16 protein-coding genes, 1 tRNA gene and 1 pseudogene are annotated in these 16,100 nt (G+C 67.2%); 7 read left to right on the forward strand and 11 right to left on the reverse strand.

What is annotated here, in order from left to right:
- Positions 1-124 precede the first annotated feature (124 nt).
- Both ACWDNU_RS09880 and ACWDNU_RS09885 read right to left on the reverse strand, forming a co-directional pair.
- Positions 125-442: pseudogene (locus ACWDNU_RS09880) on the reverse strand (LLM class flavin-dependent oxidoreductase); the annotation flags it as partial.
- 39 nt (positions 443-481) lie between these two features.
- Complete coding sequence (locus ACWDNU_RS09885) at positions 482-1,444, reverse strand: YncE family protein (RefSeq protein ID WP_449668514.1); 963 nt, start codon at positions 1,442-1,444, stop codon at positions 482-484.
- A 147-nt stretch (positions 1,445-1,591) separates the two neighbouring features.
- Between ACWDNU_RS09885 and htpX the strand changes: the two genes are divergently transcribed.
- On the forward strand, positions 1,592-2,443 hold the full coding sequence (htpX, locus tag ACWDNU_RS09890) for a zinc metalloprotease HtpX (protein ID WP_449668515.1): 852 nt from the start codon (positions 1,592-1,594) through the stop codon (positions 2,441-2,443).
- A gap of 134 nt (positions 2,444-2,577) precedes the next feature.
- Here htpX and ACWDNU_RS09895 read toward each other — a convergent pair whose 3' ends face one another.
- A complete protein-coding gene (locus tag ACWDNU_RS09895; RefSeq protein WP_449668516.1) occupies positions 2,578-3,372 on the reverse strand; it encodes a MerR family transcriptional regulator in 795 nt (264 codons plus the stop codon).
- A 17-nt stretch (positions 3,373-3,389) separates the two neighbouring features.
- Positions 3,390-3,878, reverse strand: a complete 489-nt coding sequence (locus ACWDNU_RS09900) for a VOC family protein (RefSeq protein WP_449668517.1) — start codon at positions 3,876-3,878, stop codon at positions 3,390-3,392.
- A gap of 140 nt (positions 3,879-4,018) precedes the next feature.
- On the opposite strand from ACWDNU_RS09900, the gene ACWDNU_RS09905 reads away from it, so the two are divergent.
- Positions 4,019-4,480, forward strand: coding sequence for a hypothetical protein (locus tag ACWDNU_RS09905; protein ID WP_370932245.1), 462 nt, complete (start codon positions 4,019-4,021; stop codon positions 4,478-4,480).
- A gap of 75 nt (positions 4,481-4,555) precedes the next feature.
- Here the strand turns inward: ACWDNU_RS09905 and ACWDNU_RS09910 are convergent.
- Positions 4,556-4,637: transfer RNA gene (locus ACWDNU_RS09910), tRNA-Tyr, on the reverse strand.
- A gap of 118 nt (positions 4,638-4,755) precedes the next feature.
- Here ACWDNU_RS09910 and ACWDNU_RS09915 point away from each other — a divergent pair.
- Entirely contained in the window at positions 4,756-5,247 is a 492-nt protein-coding gene (locus ACWDNU_RS09915) for a YajQ family cyclic di-GMP-binding protein (RefSeq protein WP_370932244.1), read from the forward strand.
- Between the two features lie 322 nt (positions 5,248-5,569).
- On the forward strand, positions 5,570-6,796 hold the full coding sequence (locus tag ACWDNU_RS09920; RefSeq protein ID WP_449668518.1) for an AAA family ATPase: 1,227 nt from the start codon (positions 5,570-5,572) through the stop codon (positions 6,794-6,796).
- An 11-nt stretch (positions 6,797-6,807) separates the two neighbouring features.
- Here ACWDNU_RS09920 and ACWDNU_RS09925 read toward each other — a convergent pair whose 3' ends face one another.
- Positions 6,808-7,509, reverse strand: coding sequence for a hypothetical protein (locus tag ACWDNU_RS09925; RefSeq protein WP_449668519.1), 702 nt, complete (start codon positions 7,507-7,509; stop codon positions 6,808-6,810).
- Positions 7,510-7,708: 199 nt separating this feature from the next.
- Here ACWDNU_RS09925 and ACWDNU_RS09930 point away from each other — a divergent pair, with 199 nt between their 5' ends.
- The 3 genes from ACWDNU_RS09930 to ACWDNU_RS09940 all read left to right on the forward strand — a co-directional run bounded on the left by ACWDNU_RS09930 (position 7,709) and on the right by ACWDNU_RS09940 (position 10,475).
- Positions 7,709-8,857, forward strand: coding sequence for a sialidase family protein (locus ACWDNU_RS09930; RefSeq protein ID WP_449668520.1), 1,149 nt, complete (start codon positions 7,709-7,711; stop codon positions 8,855-8,857).
- 74 nt (positions 8,858-8,931) lie between these two features.
- Positions 8,932-9,813 carry a glucose-1-phosphate thymidylyltransferase RfbA gene (gene rfbA / locus ACWDNU_RS09935; RefSeq protein ID WP_370932240.1) on the forward strand — a complete coding sequence of 294 codons (882 nt, stop codon included), beginning with the start codon at positions 8,932-8,934 and terminating at the stop codon, positions 9,811-9,813.
- 20 nt (positions 9,814-9,833) lie between these two features.
- Positions 9,834-10,475, forward strand: a complete 642-nt coding sequence (locus ACWDNU_RS09940; protein WP_449668521.1) for a hypothetical protein — start codon at positions 9,834-9,836, stop codon at positions 10,473-10,475.
- A 75-nt stretch (positions 10,476-10,550) separates the two neighbouring features.
- Here ACWDNU_RS09940 and ACWDNU_RS09945 read toward each other — a convergent pair whose 3' ends face one another.
- The 5 genes from ACWDNU_RS09945 to ACWDNU_RS09965 form a co-directional block, all read right to left on the reverse strand.
- A complete protein-coding gene (locus tag ACWDNU_RS09945) occupies positions 10,551-10,874 on the reverse strand; it encodes a hypothetical protein (protein ID WP_449668522.1) in 324 nt (107 codons plus the stop codon).
- Positions 10,875-10,950: 76 nt separating this feature from the next.
- Complete coding sequence (lon, locus tag ACWDNU_RS09950; RefSeq protein WP_370932237.1) at positions 10,951-13,353, reverse strand: endopeptidase La; 2,403 nt, start codon at positions 13,351-13,353, stop codon at positions 10,951-10,953.
- Between the two features lie 87 nt (positions 13,354-13,440).
- Positions 13,441-14,265, reverse strand: coding sequence for an SAM-dependent methyltransferase (locus ACWDNU_RS09955; RefSeq protein ID WP_449668523.1), 825 nt, complete (start codon positions 14,263-14,265; stop codon positions 13,441-13,443).
- On the reverse strand, positions 14,262-15,110 hold the full coding sequence (locus tag ACWDNU_RS09960; protein WP_370932235.1) for an SAM-dependent methyltransferase: 849 nt from the start codon (positions 15,108-15,110) through the stop codon (positions 14,262-14,264). The genes ACWDNU_RS09955 and ACWDNU_RS09960 overlap by 4 nt, the downstream gene beginning before the upstream one ends.
- A gap of 35 nt (positions 15,111-15,145) precedes the next feature.
- Positions 15,146-16,087 carry a GNAT family N-acetyltransferase gene (locus tag ACWDNU_RS09965; protein ID WP_370932234.1) on the reverse strand — a complete coding sequence of 314 codons (942 nt, stop codon included), beginning with the start codon at positions 16,085-16,087 and terminating at the stop codon, positions 15,146-15,148.
- Between the last annotated feature and the right edge of the window lie 13 nt (positions 16,088-16,100).

The raw sequence follows: 16,100 nt of genomic DNA on the forward strand, positions 1-16,100 counted from the left end.
GCCGTCGAAATCGCTCAGTCCAGAAACCAGCGCGATCTCGGGTTGTGGTCCCGAAAGTGGAGAGAAAAGGAAAGCCGAGCCCGCGGGCTTCCTCCCCGTTCCACCCGGCCCCGATGCCGAGCATGGCCCGCCCGCCGGACAGCACGTCGAGTGTGGTGACCGCCTTCGCGAGAAGGCCGGGATGCCGGTAAATCGCGCCGGTGACGTAGGTGAACAACTTCGCGCGCTGGGTGTGCGCGGCGAAATAGCCGAGCGTGGTGTACGCCTCAAGCATCGGGCGATCGCTCGGGCCGACGCTGGGAATCTGGAAGAAGTGATCCATCACCGCGAGGTAGGCGAACCCGGCGTCGTCCGCCGCCCGCGCCGCTCCGGCCAGCTCCTCGCCGAGCGCGGCGGTCCCTCCCGGCACGGTGAAGTCGGGGACCTGGAGACCAAGTTCCATACCGGACACCGTATACCTGGAGTAACTTCATGTGTGCGGTCAGAAATCGCGCACGATGGTGACGGTGCCGTGCAGCGGATCGGTCACGTACACCGTGCGCGTGCGCTGATCCACCGCCACGGCGCCCGGATTAACGCCGAGACCAAGCTCGCCGGTAAGGGTTTCCGTTCGTCCGTCCACACGAGACAGTCCATTTTGCCCACCGTTGGTGTACACGACGTCGCTGCCCTGATGCACCGCGAGCGAGGACGCCTCGCTGCGCAAGAGCACGGTCTTTACCTGCGCTCGCGCCGATCCGTCCACAATGGACAGATGGTGGATCGCCGAATTCGCCACGAACACCGAGCCGCTCAATTCGTGCACGCCGATCCCGGTCGGAGAAGCACCCACCGGCACGCTGGCGGTGAACGCCCCCTGGTCGAGGTCGCAGATCTCGACCGAGTTCGTGGTCGGGCTGGTGCAGTAGGCGCGCCGCCGGCCGCGGTCGAGCGCGATCCCGGCGAGGCCCGGCTTCGGCGCGGGCAACAGGTCCTGCTGAGTGAGACTGATGCTGTCGAGCACCGCGAACGTGCCGGTCTTGCCGCTCACCGCGTACACGAGGTTGGCCTGCGGGTCGATCGCGACCGCCGAGGCGCCCGCTCCCGCGCTGACGACGCTCAGCAACCGGTGGGTCTGGCCGTCAAAGGCCAGCACCGTGCCGCCTGGCGGATTGGCGACGTAGATCCGGTCGGTGCCCACCACGACGTCGCTCGGCTCCCCGCCCACCGCGAGCGCGGACACCACCTTCCCCGCGTCCGGATCGAGCACGAGGACCGTGCCGGACGCCTGGTCGGCCGCGTAAACCAGCCCGGTGACCGGACTCACCGCGATCGCCGAAAGTGTCCCGCCGACCTGCACGGTGCTGACCCGCCCGGCCGCTGCGGCGGTACTGCCGAGCATCGCCGCCGCACCCGCGCTGACCAGCGTAAACAGCCCTCGCCGGGAAAACTGGGAACCGTGCATCGCTCACCTGCCCCGGTCGGTTGGGTTGCCCGCTGACCCTAACTCGGACCAGGATCATGCGAAGGAACTTCGGGTCCCCCGATCGCGTTGTTTCCAGTGAGTAACCCACTTTGCGGCAGCTGCCAGAGCGGACGGAGGCGAGCGCGCGTGCACAAGCACCACAACGGGCTGAAGACGGCGATGCTGCTCGGTCTGCTCTCGGCGATCATCGTCGGGATCAGCGGATTGTTCGGGCGAGGGGCCCTGGTGATCGGGCTGATCGTGGCGCTCGGGATGAACGCCTACGCCTACTTCAACTCCGAGAAGATGGCCCTGCGCGCGATGCACGCGCGGCCGGTGTCCGAGGTTGAGCAGCCCGCGATGTACCGGATCGTGCGGGAGCTGGCTACTTCTGCTCGGCAGCCGATGCCTTCGTTGTATGTGAGTCCTACTGCGGCGCCTAATGCCTTCGCTACTGGGCGTAATCCGCAGCACGCGGCTGTGTGTTGCACCACCGGGATTCTGGAACTGCTGGACGAGCGCGAGTTGCGGGCGGTGCTTGGGCATGAGCTGTCGCATGTGTACAACCGGGACATTTTGATCTCTTGTGTGGCTGGAGCGCTGGCCAGTGTGGTCAGTGTGTTGGCCAATATCGCGTTCTTCTTTGGGGGGAATGATCGCGACGGTAATCCGTTTATGTCGCTGCTGTTGGTGTTGATTGGGCCGATTGCGGCTGGGGTTGTCAAGATGGCGGTTAGTCGGTCTCGGGAGTATCAGGCGGATGCTTCTGGGGCTGAGTTGACTGGGGATCCGTTGGCGTTGGCTTCGGCGTTGCGGAAGTTGGAGATGGGGACTCGGGCTGCTCCTCTTGCGCCTGAGCCTGCTGTGGTGTCGCAGTCGCATTTGATGATTGCTAATCCGTTTCGGCCTGGGGCTGGGCTGAGCAAGATGTTTTCGACCCACCCGCCGATCGAGGACCGGATTCGGCGGCTTGAAGAAATGGCTCGGCGGGGGCGGTGAGCTCGTCGCCTGGCGGCAACATCGCTGGGGGTTGCGTGGGGCACCCCGAAGCTTGAGTGTGCAGGGACGCTTCATATCGGGGTGCGGGGGAGGGGCTGGGTGCCTCGATCGTGGGTGCACCGGCTGCGGTTTGGTTACTCCCAGACTGCTGTTGCTGGGTTTACTCCGTGGGTGATCGCGTTGGCGAAGATCACGTCTCGTAGCCAGGTTGCTAGGCCGGGTGCCAGCGCGTCGTAGTACTCCGTGTAGCCGGTCTCGGCCACGAACTTTCGGCCGATGCACACGTGCATCGAATGCGTGCAGTCGAAGTAGCGGGACAGCGTTGCTCGGTGTCGCTCCGCGAGGGTGTTCGCCTCTGGTGTCCCGGGTTCGATCCCCGCTCGTCGTGCTGCGGCGAGGTCTGTGTGGAGGGTCTCGTGTTCGGCTGCGGCTTCCTGCCAGTCTTGCGGGGTCAGGTCGGTGGTCCGCTCGCGGTATTCGGACCACTGCTTCGTGTCGCCCCAGCGTTCTGCGGCCTCGTCTACCCACTCTGGGTTCCAGTCGGATCCGAAGATCTCGACCTGCTCTTCGGCGGTCAGTTGCATCCCGCCGCGGGTGGCCGCTGCCATCCGGTCGACTGCGTCCACCATGTGTTCCAGTTGCTCGATCCGCTCCCGCAGTTCGCGGCGCTGGCGGGTCAGGTGGGCGTGCGCGTCGGCGGTCGGGTCGTCCAGGAGGCGGCCGATTTCTGACAGGGGGAAGCCGAGTTCGCGGTAGACGAGAACGCGGTGCAGGCGCGCGATGTCGTCGGCGGAGTACACGCGGTAGCCGGACCTGGTGCGCTCGCTTGGGCGCACCAGGCCGACTGCGTCCCAGTGGTGCAGGGTTTTGACACTCACGCCGACGAGCGTCGCCGTGCGTCCGACAGTGAGGCCGTCTTGCTCGGTCACGGCCTCAGTGTCGCAGCTCACTGCCGTGGGACGTCGATCCCCACGGCGCGCATCCGCTCCGCGACGGGGCCGTCCGGGTCGATCGGCTCCGCGGCGGTCATCACGACCCTCGTGCCTTCCGGCGTGACGACCGTCAACTCCCGCGAGTTCCACGGCATCAGCTCCGGCCCGCTCGTGCAGCCCGGCGTGATTTCCTCACACCGCTTGGCGATTTCGTCGAGTTCGCTGAGCACACAGGAGAAACTGATGCTGGCCTCGCTCGGAGCCGCGGGCGTCCCCGGCTTGAGCAGCACATCCTGAAACGCCCAGCGGCGCAGGTGCACGACCTGGCCGGGGATAGTGAAAAGGTTGTCGAAGCCGAGCCCGCGAAGCCAGAAGTCAGTGGAGGCGTCGAGGTCGGCGGTGGGCACGTTGGGGAACATCGGCATCCCGTAGAAGCCGAGGTAGTTGCCCGGGGAGACCGCGTCGTAGGCGGGCATCGGGACCGGGCCGCGAAATTCGTTCATGCCGACGAGCGTGCAGCCTCCTGCCGCAGGAGGGTCAAGCCCTCCGTAGCGGGCGGGCGGGTTTCTCCGACATAGGGGCAGAGCCTTCGACGACTGCCAGAGCATTTCGGCTTCGACGTCGCCAGGCAAGGAGGGTCACCATGACTCGATCCATCAGGCTGCGAACGGCCATTCTCGCCGGAGCGTCAGTGTCCGCCCTGCTCGCGGGCTGCGGCGGTGGCAGTCAGCCCGGCGCCGGCGGTTCAGTGGATTACGTCCAGTACCAGACGGACGCCGGGTCCGGCTCCCCGCCGGGAGCCTCGTTCAGTCTGCTGTGGACCTTCGACCCGGAAACCATGCAACTCTCGCCCGGTGACTGCACAGCGGCCCAGGGTGACGAGACCCGCCTGGAAACCGACACGGCCACCTGGCCCGATGTCCTGAAGCAACCCATGGACAGCGCCGAGAAGAACTTCCGCGCCGCGATCGCCGCCTGCTCGTCCGGCGACTTCACCACGATGACGAGCGACATCAACCAGGGCAAGGACGGCCTGGCGGCCACGCGGGACGCGTTCGGCGCGCACTGTAAACCGTCGAGCGACGCGACCAAGTTCGCCTGCTGACGCTGAGCGCGTCCGGGGTCGGCCGGGTAACCCAAAAGCACCCCGTGACCTGGTCGGTCCCGGGGTGCTGCGGTGTGGCAGGTGAGGGATTCGAACCCCCGAAGGCTGAGCCGTCTGATTTACAGTCAGATCCCTTTGGCCGCTTGGGTAACCTGCCATGGCCGGGCGAACCGGCCGGGAAGAAGGATACCCAACGGTCCGGACGGGCGGTCAACCGGGATCCCCCGGCGCTACGCTGGGGGTCCCTGACGAGCTGAGACAAGGTGTGAGGACACGTGGCGGATCCCTCTTTCGACGTGGTGAGCAAGGTCGACCGCCAGGAGGTGGACAACGCGCTGAACCAGGCCAGCAAGGAACTGGGCACGCGGTTCGACTTCCGCGGCACCGGAACCGGCATCAGCTGGTCCGGCGAGGAAGCCATCGCGATCGAGTCGGAGACCGAAGAGCGCGCCCTCGCGGCGGTGGAGGTCTTCAAGGAGAAGCTGATCAAGCGGAACATCTCGCTGAAGGCCTTCGAGGCAGGCGAGCCCGCGATCTCCGGCAAAATTTACAAGATCAGCGGCAAGATCCTGCAGGGCATCGCGTCGGACAAGGCGAAGCAGATCGCGAAGTTCATTCGCGACGAGGGCCCGAAGGGCGTGCAAGCCCAGATCCAGGGCGACCAGCTGCGGGTGTCGGGCAAGAAGAAGGACCAGCTGCAGGACGTGATCTCCCTGCTGAAGGGCAAGGACTTCGAGATCGCTCTGCAGTTCACCAACTACCGGTGACTTTTTGGCGTTGACCTGCGGGTATCCGGTTCGGATGCCCGCAGGTGCGCCGGTGTCGAACGGCACTTCGGGCCGGGTGCGCGGGGCTCGCGAGACCACCCGCTCGTGACCTGTTCAGCGGCTGGGAAATCGTCCGGAAATGCTATAGTTAGCGGCCAGTTGGCGACTGCAACTGGAGATGCTAATGCCACCTGTGTTGGCTTGGGCGGTTTCAGTATTCAGCGGACTCACGGTCGCGGTAGTCGTCGCAACCGGACGATTGGCGTGGCAGCGGCGGCAGGTTCCCGCGGGATTGTCGCGTTCGGTATATCGGCGAAGCTATGTGTCGACCATTTTGCAAGCCTCGAAAAACCCGCAGGTAGACAATCTCGACATTTTCACGCCTAATCTGACGCCGGCGCAAAACAAAGGTCTTCTCGCGGAAATGCAGGCCGCGTGGGTGGAAATACATCGGCGCGGTCAGGTCCGGGTCGTCATCAGCACGTCGCAACAGTCGTTGACTGCCGGCGCGGAACTCGTCAAGAGCGGCGTCGAAGTGCGCGTACCGCGAGTTCTGGCCAGCGAGGATGTCTCGTACCACATCTTCCGGGGCGGAGAAAGCGCCACGATCATCGTGAACTACCGGGACTCCGGCAAGAACTTCCCCACCAAACTGGGCGGCCCGTCCTTGCTCGAAGTCTTTCGCAGCAACTTCGAGAAAATCTGGGCGAGCTCAGCGCCGTACGAATCCGTTATCGCGGAGAAGATCCTGGAGAACACCGGGCCCGCGACTGGCAAGTCGCAGATTCTCGAGCGAATCACCGAAACCCGGGCCATCTACCGTCTGGACAAGTCCGCGGAGAAAGCCATCGTGACGCACGTCGCGTTCCGGCGCGACTCGTCCGTCATTTTCATCGTCGGGCTCCCCGGAGCCGGAAAGTCCACTATCCGCAGGGAGCTGTCCCTGCTGCTGCGGAAACGTCGGTTTCAGACCGAGGAACTAACGGACTACGTATACGCGTTTCGCGACTTCGTCCACGGTGCGATTCTCCTGGACGACACGCGTGGAAGGGGGTTCCGGCCCTCTCTTGGCGGAGCGTTCCGGGTGGCTGACGAAATCCATCTGAAGCCCGCGTTGAAGTCTCTCGCCGAACAGGTTTGGTCGAGCAAAAGCGCCACGCGCATCACCCTGGTCGAATTCGCTCGAGCCGACATGCTGGACGCACTGCGCGAGTTCGGCGACGACGTCCTGCTGCGATCGCAGGTAATTCACGTGCATGCGGAACCCGAGACGCGCGACCGGCGGCTCAAGGTCCGGGCCACGCCGCCGATGATCGCTGTCGACCAATTGTCGGTGAATATTTCCGTCTCGGACGACCATCGGTTGCCGACCACGGCGGCGGGCGAACTGTACGACCACGAAGGCCTCGACGAGTTGCTCAAGTACCGGGCACTGCAGGGCCGGATCTTTCAAATCGACAACAACGCTGACACGGCAACGCAAGCGGAGACTCAGGAACGGCTCTCCGAGTTCGTCAACAGCGTGACCAAAGCGTACGAAAGCTCCTGAAAACGGCCGCGTCACGAGGCCGTAAAAGTCCAATCCCCGTCGTAAGCCTCCACCGCCACGAACGCCTGCCCGTGCAGCGGGAACTCCCCGTCATACGGAATGATCTGGTTCACGACCAGGTCCTTCTGTCCGTCGCACATCGTCCAGACCCCGCTGTGCCCCCGCGAGTTCGTCGTGAACTTCCCGCGCGTCATGCCAGGCGGAATCGCCAGCACCGCGTCGCCGTGCGCGCTGTGCGGTTTGCCCGGTTCGACCATCGGCAGGCCGCGGTAGTCGGTGATCGTCGCGGTCCAGGCGGCGTCCGCGGTGATGTCCAGTTTGTGCACCCACCTGCCGCCGAGAGAGACGTTGAACCAGGCCGTCCCGTGGTAGGGGTTGCCGGCGTTGACCAGCAGGCTGTCTATGCCGTCGGTCTTCACCGCGATGTGCCCGTCGCACTTCGGGCAGTCGAACTTCAGGAAGCCCGCGACCCCGGAAGGCCAGGTCAGCGGCACCGTCGCGTTGCCCTTGCCCTGGTGGGTCTCAGTGGGAGCCTCGACGAACCGGGGCTCTTCCAGCTCCGGCGGCGGCGGAAGCACCGGCGCGGGGACGTGGCTGGGCTCGTCCGGCAGCTGGCGCACGATCGCCCCGACACCCGACGGCTGCAGCGAGCACGACGCGGTGATCGCCACCGCCGCGCAGACAGCGGCGAGACGCCCGATGGTGCGGCGCATGGTTCCCCCTAGCGTGCCCCGACGGGGCCTCCCGATGATCTTTCGTCACGCTCCGCCCGGTCGTTACGCGGCGGGTGCCCCTGAACAGCCCAGCGATCTCCTCGAAGGGGTGGACTCACGCGGGTGACCAGGCGAAATCGATGGTGTCCAGGCGACCACGTGGTGTAATCGCCCGTCTGGTCGTGAGAGGAGTTTCTGAATGCGCCGCTGGACTCCCGTGCTTGCCTTCCTCACCTCGCTGGCGGTCCTCGCGACCGTGCTCGCGCCGGTCGCGGAAGCAGCGGGCAAGAAGTTGCTCGTACCCGGTTTCGGCTCGTACCCGAGGCTGGTGCGGCTGGAGTACTCGCCGTTCGGTCGCGGGACCATCATCGCGGCGTTGACCAGCGAGGACGGCAACGGCCGGTTCGCGCCGATCCTCGAAAGCACCGATGAGGGCGAGACCTTCCACCGGATCAGCGAGATCCGCGACCCGGACGCCAAGTTCGGCCAATGCTGCGGCACCCTCTACGAACTGCCGCAGCGGGTCGGCAGGCTGCGCGCGGGCACGCTGCTCTGGGCGGCGACCTACCGGCAGGACTCGGGTCCGCAGCGCCGGATGGGGATCAAGGTGTGGGCCAGCCGCGACGGCGGCCGCAACTGGCGGTACCTCTCCGAGGCGGCGCTCTCGCACAACCACGACGGCATCTGGGAGCCGGAGTTCACTGTGGACGCCGGCGGCACGCTCTGGCTGCACTACGCCGACGAGACGCAGGCGCCGAAGTACGGCCAGGTGCTCAACCGCGTCGCCTCCACCGACGGCATCAACTGGGGAACCAAGCAGCTCACGATGGCCATCGGGCCGTCCAGGGTGCGGCCGGGCATGCCGAACATCCGCAGGCTGCCCGACGGCCGGTACTGGTTCGGCTACGAGATCTGCAACTACCGCGACCGCTACTGCGATCCGTATTACAAAATCTCCGCCGACGGCGCGAACTGGGGCGACCCGGCCGACCCCGGCACCCGCGTGAACACCGCGAACGGCAACTACTTCCAGCACGCCCAGACCACCACCCTGTTCCCCGGCGGCCCGAACGGCGTGCGGCTGGTGATGGTCGGCCAGATCTACACGCGGGCCGACGGCACCCCGGTGTCCGGAAACGGGCAGACGCTGCTGGCCAACGACAACTTCGGCGCCGGAAACTGGTACGAGATGCCCGCGCCGGTGCACATCACCGGCATCTACAACAACTACTGCCCCAACTACTCGTCCACCGTGCTGCCGGTCGACGGCGGGAAGAACGTGCTGGAGATCGCCACCGAGTACGCGAACGGCTGCCAGGCGTATTTCGGCAAAGGCCCCGCGTTCTGAATTGAGCGGAGTCCCAGACGACCTCGAAGCTCACTCGGTACGGTGAACCCCACCACCGCACGTGAGGAGGGGCTGTGAAGGGCATCGTGCTCGCCGGGGGCAGCGGAACCCGTCTGCACCCGATTACGCAGGCCGTGTCGAAGCAGCTGCTGCCGGTCTACGACAAACCGATGATCTACTACCCGATCTCGGTGCTGATGCTGGCCGGGATCCGGGAGATCCTGATCATCTCGACGCCGGCCGACCTGCCGAACTTCCGCCGCCTCCTCGGCGACGGCAGCCAGTTCGGCCTGTCCTTCTCGTTCGCGGAACAGCCGAGCCCGAACGGCCTCGCCGAAGCCTTCGTGATCGGCGCGGACTTCGTCGGCGACGATTCGGTCGCGCTGGTCCTCGGCGACAACATCTTCTACGGCCAGGGCTTCTCCACCACCCTGCGCACCGCGGCGACCGACCTGGACGGCTGCGTCCTGTTCGGGTACCAGGTGAAGGACCCCGAGCGCTACGGCGTCGGCGAGATCGACGAGAACGGCACCCTGCTGTCCATTGAGGAAAAGCCGGAGAAGCCGCGGTCGAACAACGCGATCACCGGGCTGTACTTCTACGACAACGAGGTCGTCGACATCTCCCGCAACCTGAAGCCCTCGGCGCGCGGCGAGCTGGAGATCACCGACGTCAACCTCTCCTACCTGCGCCGCGACCGCGCCAAACTGATCGAGCTGAGCCGCGGCTTCGCGTGGCTCGACACGGGCACGCACGATTCGCTGCTGGAGGCCGGGCAGTTCGTGCAGGTACTGGAACACCGGACCGGCGTGCGGATCGCGTGTCTGGAAGAGGTCGCGCTGAAGATGGGCTTCATCAGCGCGGACGAATGCCATGCGCTGGGGACCAAACTGGCCAAGTCGGGATATGGCGAGTACGTGATGAACGTGGCTCTGCTCGCGGGGGCGCAGAGCTGATTCTTTCCTGAGGGGGCATGGTGAGCTACGACCTGGGAGTCTGGGCTGGGGATGCCGATGATCCGCAAGCCCGCTACGCCCGTCTTTGCGAAGGTTCGGACCCGGCTGACTCGTCGCTTGACGGGTTCTGCCGTGACCTGACCGCGAAATACCCGGAACTGCACGAGGACCTCGAAGCATCCCCATGGAACGCGGCGATCGAGCGCTCCGGCGATGGCGCGGTACTGACGATGCAACACCCGCGCGCGGTCGAGGTGACGCGCGTTGTCCTTGACCTGGCCCGAAAACACGACTTGACGGTGTTCAATCCGCAGACTGGCGAGGTGCACCGGCCGAACGTCCTGGACCTGACCATGTGCGACGGCTCCCGGGTCGAAAACCCTGATGCGGCAGGGATCAAGGCGGCGCTGGGCCGGTTGTCGGCGAAGAACTGGTACGCGGTCTTGGAACGCGGCGATCACTATGTCCAAATAGGACAGGGCAAGTTCGCGGCGGCTCCGAAGGGGAAGTTCTCGCTGGAGCGTCGGGACGGGTCGCCGGAGCGGCATTACCGCACGGAGGCCGGGAGCCTGGCGGAGGTGGTGACAGCGTTCACCGGCTTCGCGGAGGGCGACTCGGCTTGGGCGGAGGGATTCGAGTGGGAGAAGGTCGACTTCTCCTGACGTGCGCCTACGCCGCTGGCGACTCGGTCCGCTAGATCAGCCAGCGTCATTTCGGACAGGGCCACGCCAAGTGCGTCAGGTTCTTTTTAGTCGATACTGAGCAGTTGAACTGCGTGCGGTGGTGGGATTCGGCGACGTTCCGCCACGCGCGCCGTCAGTCTTCGCGACGTCGAACTCACCTGCTTTGTTCGCGACCCGTTCCTGGCCCGGCCGAGCTCTCTCGATCTTCTCGTCGTCCAGCGTCGGGTCCGCGCCCGGTGCCTCGAAAGTCCGGACGACGCCGAGTTCGATTTTGCCGGAGCGTGTTCGGACGCCTCGATAGCCATTGTGGTTGGTGGCGAGGTCGCACATCTTCCGGGCGACGCTGTTGGGGTTGCGGAACCTCTCGCCGCGCACCACGACAAAACCCCGGAACAAAGCAAAGACCCCGCCCCTCCCGAACCCGGGAAGGACGAGGCCTTGCCTCACCAAGAGATCAAGCCGCCTGCCGAACCTCCGAAGAAGCCGGAGTCAGCGCCAACTCCAACACCTCCCGCACGTTAGCCACCGCGTGCACCTCCAGCTGTGACAACACCTCAGCAGGCACATCGTCCAGATCAGGCTCGTTCCGCTGCGGAATGATCACCGTCTTCATCCCCGCCCGGTGCGCGGCCAGCAGCTTCTGCTTCACCCCGCCGATCGGCAGCACCCGCCCGGTCAGCGAAACCTCCCCGGTCATCGCCACATCAGCCCGGACCACCCGGCCCGACAGCAGCGAAGCCAGCGCGGTCGTCATCGTGACACCGGCAGAAGGACCGTCCTTCGGTACGGCACCGGCCGGCACGTGCACGTGGATTCCCCGCTCTCGCAGGTCTCCCACCGGCAACTCCAGCTCCGCCCCGTGCGACCGCAGGTACGACAGCGCGATCTGCACCGACTCCTTCATCACGTCACCCAGCTGCCCGGTCAGCTGCAGGCCCGAAGCCCCGCTCTCCGGATCGGCCAGCGACGCCTCGATGTACAGCACGTCCCCGCCAGCGCCGGTAACCGCCAAACCGGTTGCCACGCCTGGCAAAGACGTCCGCTGGGTCGCCGTCGGCAGCGAGGATTCCGGCACGTGCCGCGGGCGGCCGAGGTAGGTCTCCAGGTCCGCGGCGGACACCGAAAGCGGCAGCGAGACCGAACCCAAGGCCACCTTCGTAGCGATCTTCCGCAGCACCTTCGCGATCGTCCGGTTCGCGTCGCGCACCCCGGCCTCGCGGGTGTACTCGGCGGCGATCCGGCTGAACGCGTCGTCGGTCAGCACCACGTCGCCGGATGCCAGGCCGGCCCGTTCGAGTTCGCGGGGGAGCAGGTGATCCCGCGCGATGGTGACCTTCTCGTGCTCGGTGTAGCCGTCCAGCGTCACCAGTTCCATCCGGTCCAGCAGCGGGCCGGGGATGGTTTCCAGCGCGTTGGCCGTCGCCAGGAAGACCACGTCGGACAGATCCAGCTCGACCTCGAGGTAGTGGTCGCGGAACGTGTGGTTCTGTTCCGGGTCCAGCACTTCGAGCAGCGCCGCCGTCGGGTCGCCGCGGTAGTCCGCCCCGACCTTGTCGATCTCGTCGAGCAGCACGACCGGGTTCATCGAACCGGCTTCCTTGATGGCCCGCACGATCCGGCCCGGCAGCGCGCCGACGTACGTGCGCCGGTGGCCGCGGATTTCCGCCTCGTCCCGGATGCCGCCCAGCGCGACGCGCACGAACTTGCGTCCCATCGCCTTCGCGACGGACTCGCCCAGCGACGTCTTGCCGACTCCGGGAGGACCGGCGAGCGCGAGCACCGCACCGGAACGCCGTCCGCCGACCGGGCCGAGGCCCGATTCCGCACGGCGCTTGCGCACGGCCAAGTACTCGATGATCCGTTCCTTGACGTCGTCCAGACCAGCGTGGTCCGCGTCGAGCACGGCGCGCGCGGCGGCGATGTCGTAGACGTCCTCGGTCCGCTCATTCCACGGCAGCTCCAGCACCGTGTCGAGCCAGGTCCGGATCCAGCCGCCTTCTGGCGACTGCTCGGACGTCCGCTCCAGCTTGTCGACCTCGGCCAGCGCGGCCTTGCGCACCTCGTCCGGCAGGTCGGCGGATTCCACCCGGGCGCGGTAGTCGTCGTCGGCCGCGGTGCCGTCGAGTTCGCCCAGTTCCTTGCGGATCGCCTCGAGTTGGCGGCGCAGCAGGAATTCCTTCTGCTGCTTCTCCATCCCGTCGGCGACGTCCTTGCGGATGGTCTCGGTGACCTCCAGCTCGGCCAGGTACTCCCGGCTCCACTCGAGGGCCTTCTCCAGCCGGACGCTGACGTCGAGCGCGCTCAGCAGCTCCAGCTTCTGATCAGTGGACAGGTAGGGCGCGTTGCCGGCCAGGTCGGCGATCGCGGACGGCTCCTCGACCTGCTGGACGGCATCGATCATCTGCCAGCCGCCGCGTTGCTGCAGCACCGAGATGACCACGGCCTTGTACTCCGCGGCGAGCTGCGCGGTGCGGTCGTCGGAAGTTTCGTCAGCCGCGTCGGCGTGCACCCAGCGGGCCGCGCCGGGGCCGTCGGCGATGCGGCCGACGGAGGCGCGTGCGGTGCCGCGGAGCAACACGGCGGTCTTGCCGCCGGGAACGCGGCCGATCCGTTCGACGGTCGCGACGGTGCCCAGTTCGGCGTACTCGCCGTGCACGCGCGGGACGATCAGGACTTCGGCCTTGCTCGCCGCGCCCGAGCGGATCCCGGGGAACGACGCGGTCGCGGGGGTCTTGGCCTGTGCGGACTCCACTGCGGCCCGGGTCTCTGCGTCGCCGAGGTCGAGCGGGACCACCATGCCCGGCAGCACGACGTCGTCATCGAGCGGGAGGACGGGCAGGAGGCGGGGGTCGGACATGTGCACTCCTCGAATAAGTTGAGTCTGCCTTGCTCAACTCTCCGAAGGGCGGGTTTGTTTCCCAGGGAGTGTTCGCTGGGAGAGAAGTCAGGGCTTCACCGCGACCGCACCCCAGCCGAACGGCCGGACCTCCGCGGCGAACTCCGACACCGGCTCGTCCGGCCGCCAGTCCGGCAGCGCGCTCATCCCCGGCTCCAGCAGCGGCCAGCCGCCGAAGAACGGCCGGATCTCGTCGTCGGAACGCAGGTACGCCGGGTTCGACGTGTCCTTGTACGCGTCCACGAACGCGCGGACCTCGGCGGCCCGCTCCGGCGGCGCGTCGTCCCGGCAGGTGGCGTGCGTGACGGCCAGCCACGAGCCGGGCGCGAGCTGCTCGCGGTAGGCGGCGACGAGCTCTTCCGGCCGGTCGCCAGGGCCGAGGAAGTGCAGCACGGTGATCATCAGCAGGCACACCGGCTGCGACCAGTCGATCAGCTCCTGGGTGATCTCGTCGGCGAAGATCGCCTCCGGATCGCGGATGTCGCGCTCGACGATCCCGGCCCAGTCGGTCGCCTCCTCGCCTTCGAGGATCACTCGCGAATGCGCCGCCGCGACCGGCTCGTAGTCGACGTACACGACCCTCGCCGGCAGCTTCTCGCGGACGATCTCGTGCACGTTGCCCGCCGTCGGCACGCCGGACCCGAGGTCGACGAACTGCCGGATCCCCGCGTCCAGCGCCGCCCGCACGACCCGGTTCATGAACGCCCGGTTCTCCCGCGACATCGGCCGGATCAGCGGCCACACCTTCTCCACGCGGCGGCCGAATTCCCGGTCCACCGCCCAGTTCTGGGTGCCGCCGAGGTACCAGTCGTAGATCCGGGCGGCGGACGGCTTGTCGACGTCCACGCCACGGGGCGCATCCGGCGCGGTCACGGCTTCTGCGCCACGGCGCACCAGGCGAACGGGCGAGCCTCCGCTTCGACGGCGTTCAGCTCGCGCTCCGGCCGCCAGTCCGGCAGATGCGTGATCCCCGGCTCCAGCAGCGGCCAGCCGCCGAAGAACGGCTCGATCTCGTCGCGGTCGCGCAGCCACATCGGATTGCTCGTCTTGCGGTACTGCTCGACGAACCAGCGCAGCCCCTCCAACGCCGGACCGCTGCCGTCGCCCTCGCTCATCTGCGAGATCGCCAGCCAGCTGCCGGACACGAGCTTGTCGCGGTAGGCGCGCACGACGGCGTCCGGATCGTCGTCCGGGCCGACGAAGTGCAGCACCGCCATCAGCATCACGCACACCGGCTTGTCGAAGTCGATCAGCTCGCGGGTGCGCGGATCGCTCAGCACGGCCCTGGGATCGCGCATGTCCGCCTGGACGATGCCGGCCCAGTCGGTGGCCGCCTCGTCCTCGAGAATCAGCGTCGCGTGCGCCACGGCCACCGGCTCGTAGTCGACGTACACCACAGTGGCCTCGTCGTCGTCGCCGAGTTCGGCCTCGACCACCTCGTGCACGTTGCCCGCGGTCGGCACGCCGGAGCCGAGGTCGAGGAACTGCCGGATGCCCGCGTCCAGCGCGGCTCGCACCACGCGGTTCATGAACTCGCGGTTCTGCTTCGCGCCGGGCCGGGCGAGCGACCACATCTTCTCGACCTTGCGGCCGAATTCCCGGTCCACCGCCCAGTTCTGCTTGCCGCCCAGGTACCAGTCGTAGACCCGCGCGGCCGAGGGTTTCTCGACATCGACGCCTTCCGGCGCTTTCGGTGCAGCGTCGGGCTTTTCGGTCACTGGGACTCCCCTCGAACGGGCCGTACCCCGCCAGACTAGCGAGAACGCACCGCAGGCCGACGCTGCCAGCCGGTCCACAGCGGCCGGTAACCCTGCGCGTACCAGAACGGCGTCGACCGCGGATTCGCTACGGCGTGGTGCAGCAGCACGACATCCGCGCCCGCCTCGTCGAAGACCTGGTGCGCGTGGGTGGCCAGCGCGGTGCCGACACCGGACGACCGAGCTGCCTCGGACACCGCCAGCGAGGACAGATAGCCCACCCGGGAAGCCGCGACCCGGTGCCGGATCCAGCCGGTCTCGTCAGGCATCTGCAGCACGACCATGCCGAGCGGCTGGCCGTACAGCTCCGCGATCCACACCTGCGGCTCAGGCCGTTCGAGGTGGTGGAGCAGTTCCTTGGTGATCAGCTCCTCGACGCCGGGACGGAGCGTGATCCGGCCGAACTGCGCGTCGTACCGCTGCAATTCCAGCTGCAGCGCGACCGCGGTGGAGAGGTCGTCCGGCGTCGCGTGCCGGATGCATACGCCGGGCGTCGTGTCGGGCCCGGCGGCCATCCGCTGTGCCGGGCGGACCGCGAGCACGCCCACCGGGGCGAAGCCGTGCCGGAGGAGTTCGGTGGCCCCGGCGGTGTCGCGGCTGGGCCGGGAGAGCACCGCGGCGCACTCCGTATCCCCCACTCGGGCGAGGGACCCCAGGTGTTCATCCCATCGAGTGAGCAAAGCGTCGAGGCCGGCGGCCGGATCGGGACCGGCGAGCTGGACCTCCAGCCGGTGCTCGACGAGCGCCCGCCACATCGAGCGCGGGCTGTCCGGGCCGAGTCCGGTACAGGTCGTCAGACCGGCCGCGGTGGTGTCGCCGACCTCGGCGGAAAGCAGGGCGGAATCCCCTCCGACCTCGAAGGGGAGCGGCGCGGGAAGCAGCGCGTCCACCGTGGCGATGCGCGCCGCATGGCCGGTGGCTGTCACGTCGTTGTGCATGCCGCCATTGTCC

The sequence above is a fragment of the Amycolatopsis sp. NPDC003676 genome, from assembly GCF_053587275.1.